The organism is Gimesia alba, assembly GCF_007744675.1.
Taxonomy (GTDB): domain Bacteria; phylum Planctomycetota; class Planctomycetia; order Planctomycetales; family Planctomycetaceae; genus Gimesia; species Gimesia alba.
On record NZ_CP036269.1, the window covers coordinates 3,731,461 to 3,750,981 of the forward strand.

Annotated in this window: 12 protein-coding genes and 5 tRNA genes; 10 read left to right on the forward strand and 7 right to left on the reverse strand. The window is 49.5% G+C overall.

The window, feature by feature from the left end; genetic code table 11:
* Positions 1–639 precede the first annotated feature (639 nt).
* The gene (locus Pan241w_RS14020) at positions 640–2,562 is read left to right on the forward strand and encodes an MFS transporter (RefSeq protein ID WP_145216752.1); all 1,923 of its coding nucleotides are present in this window, start codon (positions 640–642) and stop codon (positions 2,560–2,562) included.
* Between the two features lie 113 nt (positions 2,563–2,675).
* Here Pan241w_RS14020 and Pan241w_RS14025 read toward each other — a convergent pair whose 3' ends face one another.
* On the reverse strand, positions 2,676–3,860 hold the full coding sequence (locus Pan241w_RS14025; protein ID WP_145216754.1) for a sialidase family protein: 1,185 nt from the start codon (positions 3,858–3,860) through the stop codon (positions 2,676–2,678).
* A gap of 391 nt (positions 3,861–4,251) precedes the next feature.
* Here Pan241w_RS14025 and Pan241w_RS14030 point away from each other — a divergent pair, with 391 nt between their 5' ends.
* From Pan241w_RS14030 to Pan241w_RS14040, 3 genes are all read left to right on the forward strand, one after another.
* A complete protein-coding gene (locus Pan241w_RS14030) occupies positions 4,252–7,482 on the forward strand; it encodes a DUF1553 domain-containing protein (protein ID WP_145216756.1) in 3,231 nt (1,076 codons plus the stop codon).
* A gap of 58 nt (positions 7,483–7,540) precedes the next feature.
* Positions 7,541–8,938 (forward strand): DUF1501 domain-containing protein, encoded by a 1,398-nt coding sequence (locus tag Pan241w_RS14035; RefSeq protein WP_145216758.1) that lies wholly within the window; start codon positions 7,541–7,543, stop codon positions 8,936–8,938.
* 151 nt (positions 8,939–9,089) lie between these two features.
* Positions 9,090–9,785, forward strand: a complete 696-nt coding sequence (locus tag Pan241w_RS14040; protein ID WP_145216760.1) for a GntR family transcriptional regulator — start codon at positions 9,090–9,092, stop codon at positions 9,783–9,785.
* Positions 9,786–9,803: 18 nt separating this feature from the next.
* Here Pan241w_RS14040 and Pan241w_RS14045 read toward each other — a convergent pair whose 3' ends face one another.
* Together Pan241w_RS14045 and Pan241w_RS14050 are read right to left on the reverse strand one after the other, a co-directional pair.
* Positions 9,804–10,334, reverse strand: coding sequence for a carboxypeptidase-like regulatory domain-containing protein (locus tag Pan241w_RS14045; RefSeq protein WP_145216762.1), 531 nt, complete (start codon positions 10,332–10,334; stop codon positions 9,804–9,806).
* A 66-nt stretch (positions 10,335–10,400) separates the two neighbouring features.
* Positions 10,401–11,495, reverse strand: a complete 1,095-nt coding sequence (locus Pan241w_RS14050; protein ID WP_145216767.1) for a DUF1559 domain-containing protein — start codon at positions 11,493–11,495, stop codon at positions 10,401–10,403.
* A gap of 523 nt (positions 11,496–12,018) precedes the next feature.
* On the opposite strand from Pan241w_RS14050, the gene Pan241w_RS14055 reads away from it, so the two are divergent.
* From Pan241w_RS14055 to Pan241w_RS14070, 6 genes are all read left to right on the forward strand, one after another.
* Positions 12,019–12,090, forward strand: a tRNA-Phe gene (locus Pan241w_RS14055).
* Positions 12,091–12,113: 23 nt separating this feature from the next.
* A tRNA-Glu gene (locus tag Pan241w_RS14060) sits at positions 12,114–12,186 on the forward strand.
* A 28-nt stretch (positions 12,187–12,214) separates the two neighbouring features.
* Positions 12,215–12,299: transfer RNA gene (locus Pan241w_RS29410), tRNA-Ser, on the forward strand.
* 73 nt (positions 12,300–12,372) lie between these two features.
* Positions 12,373–12,458 (forward strand) — tRNA-Ser (locus tag Pan241w_RS29415).
* 22 nt (positions 12,459–12,480) lie between these two features.
* A tRNA-His gene (locus tag Pan241w_RS14065) sits at positions 12,481–12,553 on the forward strand.
* Between the two features lie 32 nt (positions 12,554–12,585).
* Positions 12,586–13,182: an HNH endonuclease gene (locus Pan241w_RS14070; RefSeq protein WP_145216770.1), complete on the forward strand. Its 597-nt coding sequence runs from the start codon at positions 12,586–12,588 to the stop codon at positions 13,180–13,182.
* Positions 13,183–13,232: 50 nt separating this feature from the next.
* Here Pan241w_RS14070 and Pan241w_RS14075 read toward each other — a convergent pair whose 3' ends face one another.
* The 4 genes from Pan241w_RS14075 to Pan241w_RS14090 all read right to left on the reverse strand — a co-directional run bounded on the left by Pan241w_RS14075 (position 13,233) and on the right by Pan241w_RS14090 (position 19,462).
* Positions 13,233–16,013 carry a DUF11 domain-containing protein gene (locus Pan241w_RS14075; RefSeq protein ID WP_145216775.1) on the reverse strand — a complete coding sequence of 927 codons (2,781 nt, stop codon included), beginning with the start codon at positions 16,011–16,013 and terminating at the stop codon, positions 13,233–13,235.
* A gap of 271 nt (positions 16,014–16,284) precedes the next feature.
* Positions 16,285–17,214, reverse strand: a complete 930-nt coding sequence (locus Pan241w_RS14080; RefSeq protein WP_145216778.1) for a DNA integrity scanning protein DisA nucleotide-binding domain protein — start codon at positions 17,212–17,214, stop codon at positions 16,285–16,287.
* Between the two features lie 371 nt (positions 17,215–17,585).
* Positions 17,586–18,479 (reverse strand): DUF6263 family protein, encoded by an 894-nt coding sequence (locus Pan241w_RS14085; protein ID WP_145216781.1) that lies wholly within the window; start codon positions 18,477–18,479, stop codon positions 17,586–17,588.
* Positions 18,480–18,601: 122 nt separating this feature from the next.
* Positions 18,602–19,462 (reverse strand): NAD(+)/NADH kinase, encoded by an 861-nt coding sequence (locus Pan241w_RS14090; RefSeq protein ID WP_145216784.1) that lies wholly within the window; start codon positions 19,460–19,462, stop codon positions 18,602–18,604.
* Positions 19,463–19,521: the final 59 nt, after the last annotated feature.

Consider the following 19,521-nt stretch of genomic DNA (forward strand, 5'->3'; position numbering starts at 1 on the left):
TAAGGCCGTTTATCTATGATATGAGTGGTTGCTCTGAAACCTCCTGCTCGCTGCGCTCGGCCCGAATTGCATTCGGGCTTACCCTTTTCTTTCTTTGTGATCACTTTGTGGATCATGAAATCCCAAACTAGTTCATTCTGTTCTGTTCCGAATATTCACCCGTTTGATCGCTTATGAAGCGTTTATGAAGTCCTGAAATCGCTTTGTGATGTTGATAGATCGTTCTGCGAACGCGTTTGATAACGCACGAACATGCGAGGTGAATAGGGTGAACTATAGCGAGCAGCGAATTTGAGTATACTCTATGATTGTTGAGTCAAACGAATGTCGAAAACGGGTTTACCATTGTTTTCTCTGCTTGTGTTGCATTTTGAAACAATTGAGCTAACTGCTGAAAACAGAGGACGATAAATTTAGTAAGAATGTTGTGTCTCGCGCGCCCGACTTTATCTCCGCATAGCTTATTTCGTTTCGGGGTGCTGTCAAGCTGTTGATCGGGAAGTAAGTTCAGCGGCTGTGCACCGAGATTTGTTCCCTGGTTCCTGACGGTTTGAGTTGGCGCTCGTTTTCATATCAGTATGCTGTTATACTGCTGCATCAAAATTTGCTCACCGACCCTGAAGGAAAGTTGAGAGACTTATGGCCAGTGTGGAACCGACCAAATCGTACGTGCGTTATCGCGTGATTTTTGCCTGCATGCTGATGGCGATTCTGTTGTATCTGGATCGATTCTGTATTTCTTTCGCCGAGGTCTTTATTAAAGATGAGCTGGGATTGACCGATCATCAAATTGGGATCCTGCTCGGTTCGTTTTTTGTCTCCTACGCGTTATGCCAGGTGCCCTCTGGTTGGTTTAGTGACCGCTTTGGTGCACGGAAAATGTTGACGCTCTATATTCTCATGTGGTCGCTATTCACAGCTTTGACGGGATTTGCGACCGGATTTGTCATGCTGTTAATATTTCGATTGGGATTTGGACTGAGCCAGGCCGGCGCGTATCCCACGAGCGCCAATGTTGTCAGCAAGTGGATGCCTTTAACGGAACGCGGGTTTGCCAGCAGCATGGTCACCGTCGGCGGACGGATTGGCGGCGCCCTGGCGCCGGTATTGACTGCGTTTTTGATTATCCTGTTTGTGCCGATGTCGGAATCCTCGGATCTCAAATCCGGGGATATTATGAATCCTCACAATCTGGCAGAGACATTTCTGGAGCGTGTAGACGAGAAGCAAGAGTTTGAAACGAAGATCTTTGAGGGACTGACATCAGAAAGTAGAAACTATCTCAACGCGGAGGCTGTTGCCGCTAAGGCGGAGGCTGCTGCTGTAGCTGCGACTACAGCCAAGAAAGTTGCTAAGGATACGGCTGCCATAGCTGCAAATGCCAGTGGTGAGAATAAAGCTCTGGCTGAAACTGAAGCTAAGAATGCTGCCGATGCAGCGGAGTTAGCAGTGGCAGAGGCAGCTGCTGCCGCTGATGCTGAGGTTGAAGCTAAAGCTCTGGTGAAATCATTTACGAAAGCAGAGAGTTCTTTCCTGGTGAATTTGAATACGATCTTACAGAAAGAGATGCTGTATGATCCGGCAGACTTCGAAGGGTTAACGCTCAATCAGCAGGCAGAGCAGCTGTTGAACGTGAATCCGGGTGAGATGAATCTGGAGCAGACATCCCGGCTGAATCGATTGCTGTTTGAAGCTCGCTATTATTCCGATGTACGCAAGGTGCAAGGAAAAGGCTGGCGGAAAATGATGATGACCTATGGTGTGGTCGGAATATTGATCGCGGGAATTTTCTGGTGGATCATTCGCGATTATCCCCGCGCCCATTCCTCTTGCTCCAAAGAGGAACTGGAACTGATTGAAAAGGGCCGTCTGGATGAAGACAAAGATCACTCAAAACAGATCGGCGGAATTCCTTTCAAGGCGATTACAAAGAATAAGAGTCTCTGGCTGCTGTCTTTGTCTCAATTCTGCACGAATGTGGGCTGGTTGTTTCTGGTGACCTGGCTGCCACGCTTCCTGGATGAGGCATATCAGGTTCCGCTGGAAGAGCGCGGAAAGATGATCACGTTCGCGCTGGCGATCGGCTGGTTGGGAACTTTGTCGGGTGGAAAAGTGACAGACTGGTTGATGAAACGCATCAGTTTGCGCTGGAGCCGCGTTCTGCCGATTGCGATCTCGCGGTTCACGGCGATGGCCGCGTATCTGGTGTGTATGCTGGAGATCTCTCCCTGGTTCGCGGTGGTGATGTTTTCGATCGTCGCGTTTTCGACGGATTTTGGTTCACCCGCTATGTGGGCATTCAACCAGGATATTGCCGGCAAACATGTGGGGTCTGTTCTGGGATGGGGAAACATGTGGGGCAATCTGGGGGCGGCGGTGGCTCCTTCCTTAATGATCGCGGTGATTGGCGAGGAACATCACTGGAACATGGCCTTTGTGACGTGTGCGGTTGCGTTTTTGATCGCGGGAGTGGCATCGTTGTGGGTGGATCCGTCGCAGACTCTGGTTGTGGAAACGGATGAGGAAGAAGGATCGTCAGAGGATGAGGCAGAGGAGATTTAAAGTATTTACTTTATTGATCGCTTGAACTGCGACCTCCTGTTGTCTGCGACAACTCCGAATTTCATTCGGAGCCACCCGCTAGTTTTTTCTGTTCAAGAAGTCTTATGAACCACTTAAAGGGACTTCGCCCAGATCGCGCCGATATCAGAGAGTTTCAATCGCACGCTGAGAATGTACGGGGCTTTGCCTTTTTCCCAGTGGCCGTAGGTAGTGAGGATGTAAGTGCCATCGGGGAGAACTTCGACGCCAGGGTAGGCACAGTCGGCGCCTTTGGTGTTGTCTTTTAGTCTCACGTGGTACTGCCCTTCTTTTCTGTTAACGAGATCGTCGTAGGTGCCGACCCAGGCAACCCAGTCTCCTTCGGTGGGAGCGGTGTGACCTTTGGGGGTGTTACTACGGAAGGAAATCAGCAGCCGACCACTTATGGGATCGTATTTGCCGGTATGGCGATCTCCATTGAGCGAGCCGGGAAGATCGCGGGGGGCGGTCCAGGTTTTGCCTTCATCGTTGGAGAAGATGATTTGTGAGTTGTGACGACGGCTGTTTTCGCGGAGTAAAACGGCGAGCTGTTTGCCATCGGGAGAACGAATGATGCCGGGTTCGCAGATGTGGTAGTCGGATGATTTGTGGATTGCCTGGGGATCAGACCAGGTTAAGCCGCCATCTGTGGAGAGACTTTTATAGAGTGTGAACGTTACCGGCGATGTCTGTTGGGAATCTTTTGAGATAAAACGTCCGTCATCATGAAACAGGGCCATGTAATGCCCTTTGCCGGTTTTGAGGGGTTCGACACAACCCATGACGACGATGCCACCCCAGTCGCCGACCTGCTTGAGTTCGCTCCAAGTCTGGCCGTCATCTTCGGTGACCGCCATACGAGTGGGATAAAGGCCGGAGAACATAATGATTCGTCTTTTGCCGCTCGCATCAATGACGCGATGCAGTGTGGGAACTTCGCGGGAGGTCGCCCAGGAAGCGGGAGTCGGCAGACGATCGCTCCAGGTTTTACCGGCGTCGTTGGAGCGTTTATAAACGATGCCCCCTTTTCCGTGCCCTTTGGGATAAACGCAGAGCATGGTTTTATTGTCTTCCAGCAGAACGGTGGTGGGATGCCCCAGGTATTGCCCCTCTTCGCGGTCGACGATGATTTGCCGGTCTGATTCATCGTTGAGGTCAACGTAGGGAATAGTGAAACCAGGTTTTTGGGGTTCCTCTGTGAAAGCAGTGTTGATCGTGAAGCTGACCGTAGCAGCGAGAAGCAGGATTCGCGTTGTCAGAGCAGGTGCTTTCAGTAACATGTGAGGTCCTTCGATTTCGCGTTGACTAACTTGAGACAATGATGATTTCGCCGCCCTTCAGACTATCGAGGAATGAAAGTCACTGCAACATTTTCTGAATGATCAGGCAGTCGAAGTGGATTGTGAATGCGGGAACCTGAAAAGGGATGAAAGTATCGTGTGTCGTCGGGGGGCTGGAATTCATGGAAAAATAGGCTGAAATCGGGATGGAACGGGGCAAATCGACGGATTGAGAAGGCTTTTTTAAATATTATATTGTTATTCCCGGTTTTTCCCGATAGGATATAAAGCATACTTGATGTATCTGGTTGTGGAACAACGAGATACAGTTGAGTGATCCTCAGCCGGCGCGGCTTTATCCCACCTGACTTTTATCATCGCAGACATGACTATGAAAACTTTGCAAAAAGTGACCGCTGTCATCGTAATCACGAGCCTGTTCGGTTTGTTCCTTCCGGAAGTTTCAGCGAAGGAAGCACAGCCAGATCAGGCAGGGCTCGATTTCTTTGAAAAGAAAATTCGTCCGGTTCTGATTCAGCATTGTTACGAATGTCATTCCGCCGACTCCAAAAACCTCAAGGGGAGTCTGCTGCTGGATTCGAAACAGGGAACGCTCAATGGGGGAGATTCGGGAACGGCACTCGTGCCTGGAAAACCTGCCGAGAGTCTGCTGCTGGAGACAATGCGTTATGGTGAAGAGAGCTATCAGATGCCTCCCAAGGGGAAGTTGCCTGATGAAGTGATCGCGGATTTTGAAAAATGGATCGCGATGGGGGCTCCCGACCCGCGAAACGAAACAAAAAAGAAACAGGTCAAAGCCGAAATCGATTTTGAGAAGGCACGCGCGTTCTGGTCCTTTCAACCGCCAAAGTCTCATCCGGCTCCTAAGGTCAAACAGCAGAACTGGCCTGTAAACAAGATCGATGCCTTCGTTCTCGCAGCGCAAGAGGCGAAAGGGTTCTCCCCTGCTCCGGCTGCAAATAAGCGAACCCTCATTCGCCGTGTTTATTTTGATTTAATCGGGCTGCCTCCGACACCTCAGGAAGTGGGACAGTTTGTCAAAGACAAGTCCCCCGATGCGTATGCCCGTCTGATTGATCGCCTGCTGAAGTCGCCCCATTATGGCGAACGCTGGGGACGGCACTGGCTGGATGTCGCACGGTATGCAGAAGACAATACGAATATGGGACCGCACAACGGCCCGTATCCTCACGCGTATCGCTATCGTGACTGGGTGATCAAAGCGCTGAATGATGATATGCCTTACGATGAATTTATTATTCGTCAGTTGGCGACGGACTTTCTACCGGAGACAGGACCGGAAGACTACCCTGCTCTCGGTTATATGGGATTGGGGCCTTCGTACCATAAAGAAGTCGCGCTGTCACAGGTCACATTGGAAAATCGCTATGCAGATGACTGGGAAGACCGTGTGGACAGTTTGTGCCGCGGTTTGCTGGGGCTGACGATGGCGTGTGCCCGTTGTCATGATCATAAGTATGATCCTCTGACGGTTGAAGATTATTATGGCATTGCAGGTGTGTTCGCATCAGTCAGACAGACGACGCGGCCGATTATCCCCGATGAAGAAGTCGCGAAAACGCAGCCTGCCCGGGATAAAGCGAACAAACTCACAGAAGAAAATAAGACTCTGACTGATACGATTCGTGAGTTGAATAAGCGAAATGCACTCCTCAAACAGCAGATACAAAAGGCCGGAAAAACCGAATTCGCGTTAATTGCACCCCGTCCCGATTTGAAGAAGCAGGCCACGATTCAGTTTCCGATTCCACCAGTAGAGCTGAAACAGAATACGTCATTAATTGCTGCATACAATAAGACGATCAAAGATAACAAAGCGAAAGTGGAAGAGATCAAGAAGGCAACTCCCGGCTTTGATCTACCCCTGGCTGATGCATTGACGGAAGAGCAAGTACGCGTGGAAGAGATTACGGAAGACCGGATGAAGATTGTTTATTATCCAGACAAGCCCCGGGATTTGAACGTGTTCATTCGCGGCAATGCCGGAAACCTCGGAAAACTGGTGCCACGTCGGTTTGTGAAGGTACTGGCCGGCGAGAATCCTGAGCCGTTCAAGAACGGCAGTGGTCGCCTGGAATTAGCACGGAGCATAGCCAGTCGGGACAATCCGCTGACGGCACGTGTGATGGTAAATCGGGTCTGGCAGCATCATTTCGGCGAAGGTCTGGTTGATACGCCAAGTAATTTTGGCAAGACCGGTTCCCAACCCAGTCATCCCGAACTGCTGGATGATCTGACAGTCTGGTTTATGGACGAAGGTTGGTCGCTGAAGAAGTTACATCGTTTGATTATGCTGTCGGCGACGTATCGACAGTCATCGAACGTCGTGTTGACTGATGCACAGAAGAAGCAGGATCCGAATAATCGTTTACTGTCCTACTTCAATCGGCGACGTCTGGAAGCGGAAGTCTACCGAGATGCGTTATTAGCCGCGGGAAATAATCTGGATGCCACCCAGGCGGGGCCTTCGGGGGACGTTGATGATCCGACGTTCCATCGACGTGGGATTTATGCCAACGTTTCGCGCCATAAATTGAGTACGTTCCTGCAGTCGTATGATTTTCCTGATCCGGCGATTCATGCTGCCCGTCGTTCCAAGACAACAACGCCGTTACAGCAGTTGTTTGTCTTGAACTCTCCGTTTGTGAGACAGCAGGCACAGCAATTGGCGAATCGATTCGAGGGTGAATCATCCGAACAACGGATTGACGGCGTTTATCAACTGCTATTTTCCCGCGCTCCCACTCAGAAGGAAACGCAGATTGGCTTGCAGTTTATCGAACGGGCTGGTTTGACAGATGAACCGCAGCCTGCGGTCGAGCAAATCCCCACGTTTGCCGGCAAACGGATTAAAGCGGATGTCAAAGAGTTAGGCGATTCTTATTCGGTTGAGCTCTGGGTGAAAAATCAGATTCCCAATGACAAACGCATCATCACGGGATATTTCTTTTCCAGAGGGAAAGACTCCGCCGCGAAGGCCGCGGGCGACCATCTGGGGATTGCCGGCAAGTATCGACCGAATAAAGCGGGCCGCCTGTTTTTCTATAATGGGGATCAACAGCGACAGACATTGTTTGGTAATACGGTGATCAAACCGGACACATGGAATCATGTGGTTTTCATTCGAGATCAGCAGAAAATTCAAGTGTATCTGAACGGGAACCCGAAACCGGAAATTACAGGTGAAGCAAAGCCGGGATATGAATCAGGAGTTTCTGAAGTGATCATTGCCGGTCGAAACGATAATTTCTCGAATTTCCAGGGACAGCTCGGCGCGGTGGCACTATTTAATCGGGTGTTGAGCCCGAGCGAAGTTCAGAAACATTTTCATTCAGCGAAAATGGAGAAAGGTCAGTTATCGCATGCGGAATATGTGGCATCTATTTTAGAGTCAGATCCCCTGTCCTGCTGGCCTTTACGGACGGACAATCCGAATTTGGCACAGGCCGCGGATATTACAGATAATAAAAATAATGGCGTTTATGAAGGTCGAGAAACAACAGACCCGAAGCAGCTTACTCCCTGGCAGCGCTATTGTCAGGCATTGTTGTGCAGTAATGAAATGATGTTTGTTGACTGAAAATCAAATCGGTTGATGAACACAGTTTTCATTTTTCATTGATAAAGAGTAATCAAACATGATTAATTCCAATTCGCAGAATGTATTCAGCCGCCGAGAAATGCTCCAGAGTGTTGGGGGCGGTTTTGGGATGATGAGCCTGGCCGGGATGCTGGCGGCTGCAGAGGCCTCTGAAGCTACGAAAAAGAATCCACAGCAAACGCCGCATTTTGCTCCCAAAGCAAAGCGTGTGATTTTCCTGTTTATGAGCGGCGGTCCTTCCCAGGTGGATACGTTTGACCCGAAGCCGGCTTTGAAGAAATATGCAGGTCAACGTCCCAAGTCAGCTGATATTCGCACAGCTTCGAAAACGATGGGGCTGCTACCTTCGCCGGTCAAATTTATTAACGCCGGGAAGTCGGGGATTCCTGTTTCCGAACATTTTCAGCATCTTTCGAAACATGTCGATGATATGGCGATTATTCGTTCGATGCACACCGACTTTCCGAATCATGCCCCTGCTCTGTGTATGATGAACCTGGGAACGTTGACGCCGACACGGCCGAGTATTGGATCCTGGTTGACTTATGGATTGGGGACCGAGAATCAGAATCTGCCCGGCTTCCTGGCATTATGCCCGGGGAAACCAGTGGTGGGACCGAAATTATGGGGGAGTGCGTTCCTGCCTGGCAAGCATCAGGCAACTCACATCAATAACAAAGACCTGACTCCCGAGCAGATGATTCCCTATCTGAAAAATGAAGTTCTCTCTTCCAGCGAACAAAAAAAACAGCTGGACTTGGTGCAGGCAATTAATAAGCAACATCTTTCATCCCGCGCCGGTGATAATGAGCTGGAGACGCGGATCAAGTCGATGGAGTTGGCTTATCGGATGCAGTTTGCTGCGACGGATGCCTTTGATATTTCCCTGGAACCGGAGAAGCTTCAGGAAGCGTATGGCAAGAGCGAATTCTCCAAGGCCTGTCTGCTGTCACGTCGATTAAGCGAACGTGGCGTCCGATTCGTGCAGGTGTATTACGGAAATCGTCAACCCTGGGATACGCACAGCAATCATGACAAAAGCAACGAACGATTGTGCAAAGACATCGATCAGCCGATTGCCCAGCTACTGACTGATCTGAAACAGCGTGGATTACTGGATGAAACACTGGTGGTCTGGGGGGGCGAATTCGGTCGGACCCCTACCGCTCAAGGCGGGATTAATGGTCGCGATCATAATCCGTTCGGCTTCTGCATGTGGATGGCGGGAGGCGGCATCAAAGGGGGGACCATTCATGGTGCCTCGGATGAATTCGGGTTCCGGGCGATGCAGGATAAAGTTCACGTCCATGATCTGCATGCGACAATCCTGCATCTGATGGGAATCAATCATGAACGATTGACCTATCATTATTCCGGACGTGATTTCCGTCTGACGGATGTGGCTGGCGAAGTGGTCCATAACATCATTTCCTGAGCTTACAGATCAGCCAATATCGATGTGTCAAACTTCTTTTTCAGGAAGTTCCAGAACGCCCTCTTTTATCTCCTCAATGAATCATATATAATATACGTACTCTATTAGTCTGTTTATTATAAGCCTTTACAAGGCGGCTTGAGGAAAGAATATGTCGACGACCAATCTACCCGGATCATTCTCAATGGTTCCCCGTGGAAATATTCGCGAAGTGGTTGTCCAGAGGATTTTGACGGCCGTCATCCGAGGCGAATTTCCAATTGGCCATCGGATGGTGATTCAAAATCTGGCCGAGCAATTTGGAGTGAGTGCGACTCCTGTTCGGGAAGCCCTTGTGGAACTGGCTTCGATCGGGATTGTTGAGAACCTACCGAACCGCGGAGCTGTGATGCGTGAGTTTGGCGTCATGCAGATCCGTGAAATTTACCAGTTACGCCGGATTCTCGAAGTGGAAGCAGTCAGGACGGCGTGTGGGAAGATTGAGCCACGTTTGCTGTCTGAACTCGCGGATGAATTTGCTGCCATCGCGAAAGAGGCACGGGATGCAAGCTGGTCGCAGAAGGCGATGGCTTTGGATATACGATTGCATAGTCTGATCGCCGCGCATTGTGGGAGTGTTCGTTTGCAAGATGAACTGCGTCGCTATAACACGCTGATTCAGGCGATTCGTGAAGTCGTTGATAATGAGAGCCAGGCTCAGGAAATCGCGCTTTCGGATCATGAGGAAATCATCAAAGCCTTACAGAAAAATGACTGTGACAAAGCCGCTTCGGAAATGGAACAGCATATCCGGAAGACGGCGAATCTGGTTGAAAAACTGATGCAGGACCGATTGCAGACTAAGTAAACGCAAGTTTGCCGGCGATTAATTCAAATCAAACTGAAACTCGTTTTCCTGATCTGCGACAACGGTTGCTTCCAGTTCTGAGACTGTCACGTCAGAGTACTGACGTGGAATCAGTTGCTTCAATTCCGGTGGTGTTTGTGTCTGTGTGAGGACTCCACCCCCCGACACAATCCGATCTGCTTCTGTCACTTTGGCCTGGTACTCTGCTTCTGTCATTTTCCCCGGCGGGACCATTTTCAAAACGGTGACTTTGTATGTTCCTGGAATCACTCCTCTTTTTTCCGTGCGCGCACCAAAATAGGATTTAAGCTCGAATTGCCCTTTTTCATCCGTGATCGCATTGATGGTGGCATTCATTGAGGGTTTCGTGGCGGTAGTGGAAAAAACAATCGAAGCCCCTTTTAGCGGCTCTCCCTTGTAGGTGACGGTCCCTTTGACGGAGGCGGTGTCAGGAATATCAAGAGACGCAGACGAGCAACCAACTGCTAAGCCGAGGACAAGCAGGAGAAGCAGAAATTGTTGTCGGGCGAAGTATTGCGAGAAAAACATGATCATCTCTCACTGGAAGGAATGAGGTATAAAGTTAAGATCAACGAACGGTTCAGAGTCGTAGAATTAAAACTCGCCGATCGTCTCGCGCCCCTGTTTGGTACCGAGGGCACCCCAGACGCCATAGTTGCTGGGACCTGTGGTGGCAGGAGCTGCTCCCAGATTTCTAGTATCGATATTTTCACTGATGAAACGGACTGCACCATCTGCCATCAGGATATGGGCGCCGCCTTCGTGGTAGCTGCTGGAACTGGCGAGAGCCCAGCTGTCGCCGTGAGTGTTGGACATACAGGAAGGACTGTTCGGGGGGAGTACTGTGCAGAAACCGGCAAAATGAGGTTGTCCGTGTTGCCACATGCCACCCATGTGTCTGTCTCGCTGGACGCTTTGTCCGGCGTTGTAGAGTCCGCCACTGGCGGTGGCAAAGCAGGTGTTGGGGGCTGTCAAAACGGAACTGATTCCATTGGCGGCGAGTCCGCGAACGTCACGGTTATTTCCGGAGTAGATGCCCCGCTCTGCCAACATAATGGTGTTGCTGCTGCCATCGATAATATCACGCATTCGGGTGCTGGACTGAAATCCAAACAGACCGCGGGTGTTTCGGACGCCCCAGTTGTTGATGGTATCTCCCATACAGAAGACATAGCTCTGGGGAACTGTCCATCCGAAGTTGCGATACGTGGCTGGGGTAGGATTGGACGGACAAAGAATTAAAGAGAGCTTGACTTTCCAGGGGGCATAGCCACCATCGTCTCTAGATGAACCAAATGCCGGGTAACTTCCCAGAGGTGAGGAAATTTGATTGAACAATGGTGCCTGATCAATGTATGGCAATAACCCAATAAATCCGCTGACACGACTTTCGTTTCCAGTACCAAACGAACCCGTTCCACATCCATCCGTGACAGGAGACCCACCAAAACAGCGACCATTGGCAGTCCCTCCCATCATGTGGACAAAAACGCTAAACGTATCATGGTAGTTGTGTAACGCCAGACCTAACTGTTTCAGGTTGTTTTTGCAGGTCGATCGACGTGCTGCTTCGCGTGCCTGTTGAACTGCCGGGAGCAGGAGGGCAATTAAAATCGCGATAATGGCTATGACAACCAGTAATTCGATTAGTGTAAACCCGTGACGTTTTTGAGGTCTGGATATCCACATTTTTTAGCCCTCAACAATTAGAGTAATAGAAAACAACGATTAATTAGACATCTGGTATAATTAGATTAATTATATGATATATAATATATGATATAAAATGTGTGTTCAGGTCAAGAGGGATTGATCAAATCGGTGAAGATTTTGTGGAATCCCATTGCGGTCGTCTCCTGAAAAGTACGGAGCTTGAGTAGGGAATGGTCCGTCTACCGGGAACTTCGAATTCTTCCTTTGTGATTCAAAAATTATGAAATCTCATGCGAACTTTTTTTCAGTTGTTACGTCATAGTAATTAGCAGGAACGATGCAAATCGTTATTAAGTAACGAGTGAGACTTCTTTTTCTAACTACAGGCTTTCACGTGATTTTAAACGACATGGTGTTTAGATTCAGCATGAGTAATGACGATCTTTCGTTCTCCCGAGGAACAGAGGAAAGTCATCCGCTCCGTTTGTAGCACCTGGTCGTGAAAAATCTGTTTGTAGATCTGGCCTGGTGTTTTCACGACATCGGGCTTTTTTTTCAGGGATCGGTAGCTGAGATGGTATAGCGGCGATCTGAAGAATCGCAGACGAGGATTCGAGCACCTCCCGATCCACTTACGAATGGAGAGACCATTTTGCCCCGTTGGTCTAATGGCAAGGATACCGGCCCCTCAAGCCGGTGATGCTGGGTTCAATTCCCGCACGGGGTATTTGACTTGTATTAAGTAAATTTGATACGGAAGTCATCCGGCTGGATGAGGGCCCGGTCTTGAAAACCGGTGGTGCTGCATAGTGCTTGTGGGTTCGAGTCCCACGGCTTCCGCGTTGGATTCTGCAATCCGATTTTTCTGGAAATCATGCAGAAACCGGGTCGAATATGAGGAAAAATGGTTTGAGGAAGGTAGCCGGATATGGCTCGCCGGACCGCACTGCTAATGCGTGTGCCCGTTTGGGCATGTGGGTTCGAATCCCATGCCTTCCGCTTTTGGTGAGAATTCGATATGGTGTTCGTAGTGTAAAGGTTAGCACGTAACACTGTGACTGTTAAGGAGGTGGGTTCAATTCCCCTCGAACACCCTTGTTTTTAGAATTACAGGAATGGTGAAATCATGGTGGCATCAACGCTGCAGCGGCCAACGCTGATACTCAATCGGAACTGGCAACCAGTCGGTGTGACGACGGTGGCTCGTGCTGTGGTTAAAATCTGGAATGAAACGGCACGCGTGGTTGACCCTGCCGACTATCAGACCTATTCCTGGTCGGATTGGGCGAAGCTGCAGCCGGAAGACGATGAATTGTCGATCCAGAGCAGTCATTCCCGATTTCGGGTACCGGAAGTGATTACGCTGTTGAAGTACGATCGCGTGCCTCGCAATGTAGTGACATTCAGCCGGCGTAACGTTTTTAAACGTGACCGGTTTACCTGTCAGTATTGTGGTTGTCAACCCGGTAGTGAAGAACTGACGATCGACCACGTCTTGCCACGTTCCCAGGGCGGTGAAACGTCTTGGGAAAACTGTGTGCTGGCATGTGTTGAATGCAATTCGCGTAAAGCGGCTCATACGCCACGTCAGGCAAGGATGAAGCTGTTGAAAGAACCTGTGCGTCCGAAGTGGAAGCCATTTTATGCGATGCAAAGCATTCGAATTGACAGCTGGTCCCGGTTCATCAGTGAAACATACTGGAATGTAGAACTGGAGTCATAAAGCAAACAAGTGCTTCTGTTATTGAAACGGGAGCACTTGTTTTTGCATTTCTACTGTAACTTTTCCAATACAGGAATCGCTTCTTCCTGGTTCAGTGGCTTTTGCATCTGCTTCGACTGAACCTGCACTAAAACGCGAGCATCCCCTTTGTTTTGAGCTGCGAAAGAGAGCTCGAAGTTTAACGCCTGCTTTGCGGGTAATTCCTGAGCAGGTTCAAAGATGATGTAAGAGCCTGCCTGTTTATAGCGGACCGGACCTTTGGCTGCGAGAAAGACCAGTTCATTGGGGATCTTGACGCGAAATTCTACATTCGTAGCAGAGGCACTCCCCTGATTCACGAGCTGAATCTGCATCGCCATTTTTTCGCCGACTTCAAGAGGGCCCTTTAATTCGCTGGTCTCCACTTTCAGTAATGGTTGACCAATGACGGTGACTTCTGACTGCAGGTTAGCCGAATATTTTGTGTTGTTGTCGGTGACGACCTGGACTGTGCTGATCAGTTTACCAACTTCAATGGGCTCCAGTTCAACAGTCAAAACTCGCTGCTCACTGGCAGCTAACTCCGGGATGTCCCACTGGACGACATTGCGGACGGTATCAAACTGTCCGTTGGCCGAGGCTGTGACAAACTTCATCCCGGGAGGGACTGATTCGAAGACGGAGATATTTTGAATTGGCTTTTCTGTGTTGTTTGCGATTGTATTTTCATAGACACCGGAACGCCCTAGATACCTGTTTTTGGGGCCTTTGCGGGTTAATAGAAACTGTTCGCCGTTCCCAATGACTTTCAGAGGAACTTCGGTTTCTGCTTTGAGATTTCCATCTCCCATAACGCTGGAGATATTTTTGCCGGCACCGGGCTTGATGGCTTTTAGTTTCAATTGAACCTGTTTGGTTCCACCGGCAGGAATGACGCCGATATTGTATTCCAGGTCATCGCCTCCAGGGTGAGTGAATTGTGGAGGGATGATGCTGCGAATGTAAACGTTTTTGGCATCACCTGTGCCTGAATTAGTGATGGTGTAATTAACGACGGTAATCTCACCAGGTTTGACGGCTCCCGGCTGGTCCGACTGAATCACCAGTTTGGGAGAAGTGATTTTTGTTTCAGAGGCAACTTCCGTGACGAAATTCACGGTTGCAACACTGCCGATTTGTCCGGCTGTTTCAGGGATGACTCGGATGGATATTTTCTTTTCCATCCCAGGGCTCATTTCTCCCAGTCGCCAGATAATGCGATCTTTTATCTGTTCTGCACGAGGAATGGTGCCTGTTAATTTAGCCCCTTTGGGGATACGATCCTCGACAACGACGTTCTGGGCCGATGTGGTGCCACTGTTTTTGACAAGCACGTGATAAATGAATGGCTGCCCCAGAATGGCTTCGGGAGGCGCCACTTTCTGAATCGTCATTTTCGGAGATTGCGTCTTTTGCTGGGCTGACAATTTTGCCGGCTCTTGAGGAACAGGTTGATTTCCCTCGACGAGATTCAATGGCTTGGGTTCAGAAGCAGGTGCAATTTGAATCGGCTGTGGTGCTGGTGTATTCTGTGCTTTTGTTTTGCCTTCAATCGTAAAGAGTGGTGGTTCCTGTGGAGCAGTCTCTTTCCGTTTTTTGATGACGACTACATCAGACGGTTCTTCAGCCGGTGTCGGTTCTGGTTGAGGAGTGGTTTCCAGAGGAGCTGGTGTCGAGTCGTTCGCGGTTTTCTCTGGTTCTACCGAAAAGGGATTGGCTTGCTTTTCCTCGTTGTTCGCTGAATTTGGTGGAGTGCTTTCAGGTAACTTCAATTCGAGTGGCTGAGCCGGCTCTGCTGGTTTTGCAGCAGGTTCATTTCCAAACGGGTTGAATTCTTGCTCGACTTCCGGTGTTGGTAGTTCAGCCGGCGGTGTCGCAAGCGGCTTCGCTTCAGGTGTTTCCTCGGCCTTGGGGACCGTCATAAAGGGATTGGAATCGACCTTGGGAGTTGCAGGGAGACTCCCCTCCTTGATTTCAAACGGAGAGTCATCAGTCTCCAGTTTTGTGGCAGGAGACGTATTTCCCGAAAACGGATTTTCCTGGCTTTTCCGTTCATTATCAGTGGCCGTCGGTAACTCAGGGGTAGGAGACAGAGTTGGTTTCACCGGCGCTGCTTCCTGCTCAAAGGGGCTGACAGCTTCAGCCGATTTGGAAATGGTTTCCCGTGGTGGGATTTTCGTTTTTGTATCTTCAGGGGCTGGCGTGTTATCGAAGTTCGTATCCAGTCCAAATTGTGGGCCCGTTTTGAATTCTGATTCCAGGGGGGCTGTCATTGCCGCCTTCTGCTTTTCTGTCGTCGCTGGCTGTGCGGATTCAGCAAAGGGGTTTTCATCGAAATCTGGCGTTTTCAATGCGGGAGGTTCACGAAAATCCAGACCTTTGGCAGGAGGGGTGAAGGCATTTTTATCCTCAGGTTCGAACTCATTTTCATCCTGGAGGTCGAGGGCCGATTCTTCTGTAGCCGCTGTAAGTTTGATTTTGGAAGAACTTGGGGTTGTATTCGGGGCGAATGGCGGTTCTGATTTTGACTTGATCGGTGTGGCGTTTTGTGCTGTCAGTTCAGAGAGTTCGGTAGGAACCTTATCGCGAGGAATTTTGATCTCGCCTACCTGGGGTTCAGTCTGGTCGGGAAGCATTGATGTTTCAGGTTGTGAGCTTGCCGATTGGGAATCCACTGATTCCAATACATCCAGCTGTCCTATCTGGTTTTCAATATTACCAGACTGGATGCCTTTCTGTGCCTGGAGAAACATCAAGACGCCGAGGCCTACAACACCAGTGACGGCGATGAGTTTGATCGCTACATTCGACATGGGACTCCCTTCCCGCTGAACAAGCTCTTAAAAAACACAGAATTACCAGGCAGGCCACTCACTTTATGGTTCATTAAAGTCAGGTAAATGGAATGGCCCTGTCATCGTTCAGAGTCGTCATCAAAACGGAAACGGATCGATGTTCGCATTGTGCGAGAGTTTCATAGCAAATATTACAATTTAAGGGAAGAGAATATTTGGGAAAATCTGCGTATCTGCTTATAAAAGGCGATGATAGGTCCAGGGGTGAACCTGGTGAGGCTGTCGTGTTTTACTCAGATTGAGGGGGTTCGGTATCAAAATCGAACCATTTCATCGCACTGCTCATCGGCTCAATTCGCAGAACGACATAACCGTCCTGGAAGATCCGGACGGTTCCCGTTGATTCCGATACCGCAATGGCGATGGCACCGGTTTCTTTGGAGATGGCAGCGGCGGCCCAATGACGGGCGCCCAAGCCTTTCGACAGGGTTAATCCCTCAGCAGAGGCGTTTAAAATCCGTCCAGCAGACTGGACGACCCCATCTGAGCTGATAATGAAGGCACCATCGATTTGCGCCAGTTCTTTCATGCTCTCTTTGACGCGGGGGTTGCTCACCATCCGGTCTTTTTGTGAGTAGCCTTTAAAGGGATCGTGAACCTGTTCGTGCGACAGAGATAAGACTTTGCGATGGTTTCCGACGACAAATAAAGCGCCAACCGGTTTTCCTTCCCGCCCTTCCCGTCCAATTTCGACTGCGAGATCTACGACGGTTCTTAATGTCTGGAGTGGAACTTTGGTCTCAAGTCGCTGCAAATCACGTGAGGTCAGTTTGGCCAAGTGATCTGCGAGACTGACGATACTTAATGAATCGGCGTGTTCTCGTTCAAAGCCTGCATAGAGAGCAATAATGCGATCCCCGGATGCCAGGATTTCATCAGCAATCGCCTCCAGAATGGCCTGGCTGATCTGAACTTGCCGGGTCTGTGGCTCATGAATGAGAGGGACCAGAGCAATGCCGTCTTCTTGTGCGGCGCGCTGGACATCAGGCTTATCTGAGGAAACAACGAGTCGTAATTTCCCGAGTGATTTGCTGATTTCCAGGAAATCGTACGGGATATCGGCCAACAGGAAGACGACTTCAATCTCACAATCACTGGCCAAACGCTTGGCTACTTTCAGCAAGCTGGTTAATTGTGGAGAAAGCTCAACCCGTTTCATGTCCGTTCTCAATAGAAGCAGTGATTGTTAGTGACGCATCTTTCTGATTTAGTTGAAGCCTTGTTTGGCAACCGGCTCTTCTTTCGCAGCATCCCCGAGATTTTCCACGTCAAAGTACATGGAGCACGAAGATTGTTCAGGATGTGTTCACAGTTTCATGAACAAGGCCTGAGGGTGAAGAGAAGTGGCAGTCTGCAAGGGCTTACATACTTTCACGGCGATCTCTAAGTGTAAAATAATTGTTGTCAGCGTCAACACATAAGTACTTGTCAGCCTTCAAAAAAAGCAATACCGGGGCCAGAAAGGTCATGGTTGGATGCGAGATCATCGATCCTGGATCTGGTAGTGTGCTATTCTGCAAAGGAAGTTCGTTATTTTGTGTCGGATTCCGTATCTTTCTGGGCCAGGCTTGTTGGGTCGACCAGGGTTTCGACGCGCGTCGAAACAGCTCGCATTGCTCCCTTGCCCTGAAAGACTCCGACTTGTGCTTTATCAAGGGAGACGTCCTGTGAAAGGATGACTCCACGGTCGAGATCCAGTTTAATCGTCCCGGCCGGGGTCTTTTGAATGAGTTGGAGCCCTAATTTGGGGTCATTCAGACGGAGCATGATTTTGGTTTTGAAGGTGATGACTGCGGTCTGATTTTCGACGGAATCCAGCGTAAAAGTCCGGCGGATGGGGACTTTTTTCCTCAGGGTTTTTCCCACTGAGACTTCCACATCGTATTCTTCCTTCCAGCTATCACCAATTTTGACCTTGTTTTCAGGCAGCGGGATCAGAAATCCCTGGTTTGGAGTATTCGGGGTTTCCTTCTCCTCTTTTTTGTCGTTAGAAATGACTTTTCCAATAGGGGAATAGACGATACGAGAAGGCTTGCCGATACTGGCCTGAATCGGCTCGAATTGTTTGAGAACTTTCTGGTTCTTATCTGCAGAGTCAAAGGTGGCTGGTGTTTTATTGTCGAATTTGACACTCATTTGCACCCGGTCAATCATGGTTTCCAGTGTGCCATTTCCCTCTTCATCAACCCAGATCACGCGATAGTGTTTCAAGGTTTTCGTGCTGTTTTCAGTCTTTTCTTTGTTCTGGTTTAATTGAACCTCGATTTTATTCAGTGAATCCACATGATAATGGACAAATTCGTTGGGATTGAATTTATAGCGCAGCGTATATTCCGTTGCGTCTTCTTCCGCAAACGTGACCGGTAATGCTAGCGTTGACAGGCTCAGCACAAATGAAAGCACACAGAACACAAAAGACCGCATCAGGGACTCCTTCCCTCTAAAAATGGTTGTCAGTTCTCCATAACCTGTGGTGAGGTTATCAGATCGGAGATTTTATGGGGAGGCCATTTTTGCCGCAGAGAGGATATTTTTGAGTGAACAGACTACTCTGCCCCATATTTGGGCTGTCCACCCCAGCCTAATTTGCGATTGAGTCGGGAATAGTAGTTGAATCCCGGGATGCGCGCGAGCTTAAATGTGACCGACGCTTTGGTGATTTCCAGTCGGTCGCCGGCTGAATACGGGACCTTGATTTGTCCATCAATCACCAGCATGGCTCCCTCCGGAACATTCGCGGCGGTCAAAGAGTAAAGACAATTCGCGTTATCAACCAGCGGACGATTCGAGGGCGTATGTGGACAAATCGGGGTGATCACAAACGCCTGCAGGTCCTGTTTCAGGATCGGACCTCCTGCGGACAAACTGTGGGCAGTCGAACCAACGGGAGTGCTGATGATCAAGCCGTCCCCGCTGTAGGTTGTGACAAGCTCATTATCCACGGCCAATTCGACATCGATCATCGACAACGCTCCCGCCGAACTAATGACGACTTCGTTTAACCCAAGATAGGAATCAACGTTTCCATCTGCCTTAATATGCTTACATTCAAACATCAGATGTTCGACGATTTTGTATTTTCGCTCTAAAATCAAGGCGAAATTCTTACAGAATCCCTCTGGTGTCAGGTCTGCCAGAAAACCCAACCGCCCCAGATTGACGCCGATCATCGGTAACTGTTTGAGCCGCATTTGGCGGCACGCCCTGAGAATCGCACCATCGCCCCCGAGTACAACAACCAAATCAACCTCAGAATCATGGGGAGAAAAATCTTCGATGATTGAAACCGCAGAGACGTAAACCGAGGATTGTGCTTGAAGGTGATTATGAATCTGTTCCCACGCCGATTGAATATGCGCGCTTTGATCCCGTAACAGGAACATTAAATTAAGAGGCGAATCAGGCATGTTTTACTTTCAGCACAGAATCAAAGGGAGAGGGGCCCGGTCACATCTCAGGCATTATA

Bases quoted from the DNA above. Each gene is read 5' to 3' on its own strand.
- Pan241w_RS14050 (WP_145216767.1), bottom strand. From the start codon at position 11,495: ATGTGGATATCCAGACCTCAAAAACGTCACGGGTTTACACTAATCGAA.
- Pan241w_RS14070 (WP_145216770.1), top strand. From the start codon at position 12,586: ATGGTGGCATCAACGCTGCAGCGGCCAACGCTGATACTCAATCGGAAC.
- Pan241w_RS14075 (WP_145216775.1), bottom strand. From the start codon at position 16,013: ATGTCGAATGTAGCGATCAAACTCATCGCCGTCACTGGTGTTGTAGGC.
- Pan241w_RS14035 (WP_145216758.1), top strand. From the start codon at position 7,541: ATGATTAATTCCAATTCGCAGAATGTATTCAGCCGCCGAGAAATGCTC.
- Pan241w_RS14040 (WP_145216760.1), top strand. From the start codon at position 9,090: ATGTCGACGACCAATCTACCCGGATCATTCTCAATGGTTCCCCGTGGA.
- Pan241w_RS14030 (WP_145216756.1), top strand. From the start codon at position 4,252: ATGAAAACTTTGCAAAAAGTGACCGCTGTCATCGTAATCACGAGCCTG.
- Pan241w_RS14020 (WP_145216752.1), top strand. From the start codon at position 640: ATGGCCAGTGTGGAACCGACCAAATCGTACGTGCGTTATCGCGTGATT.
- Pan241w_RS14080 (WP_145216778.1), bottom strand. From the start codon at position 17,214: ATGAAACGGGTTGAGCTTTCTCCACAATTAACCAGCTTGCTGAAAGTA.
- Pan241w_RS14085 (WP_145216781.1), bottom strand. From the start codon at position 18,479: ATGCGGTCTTTTGTGTTCTGTGTGCTTTCATTTGTGCTGAGCCTGTCA.
- Pan241w_RS14045 (WP_145216762.1), bottom strand. From the start codon at position 10,334: ATGTTTTTCTCGCAATACTTCGCCCGACAACAATTTCTGCTTCTCCTG.
- Pan241w_RS14090 (WP_145216784.1), bottom strand. From the start codon at position 19,462: ATGCCTGATTCGCCTCTTAATTTAATGTTCCTGTTACGGGATCAAAGC.
- Pan241w_RS14025 (WP_145216754.1), bottom strand. From the start codon at position 3,860: ATGTTACTGAAAGCACCTGCTCTGACAACGCGAATCCTGCTTCTCGCT.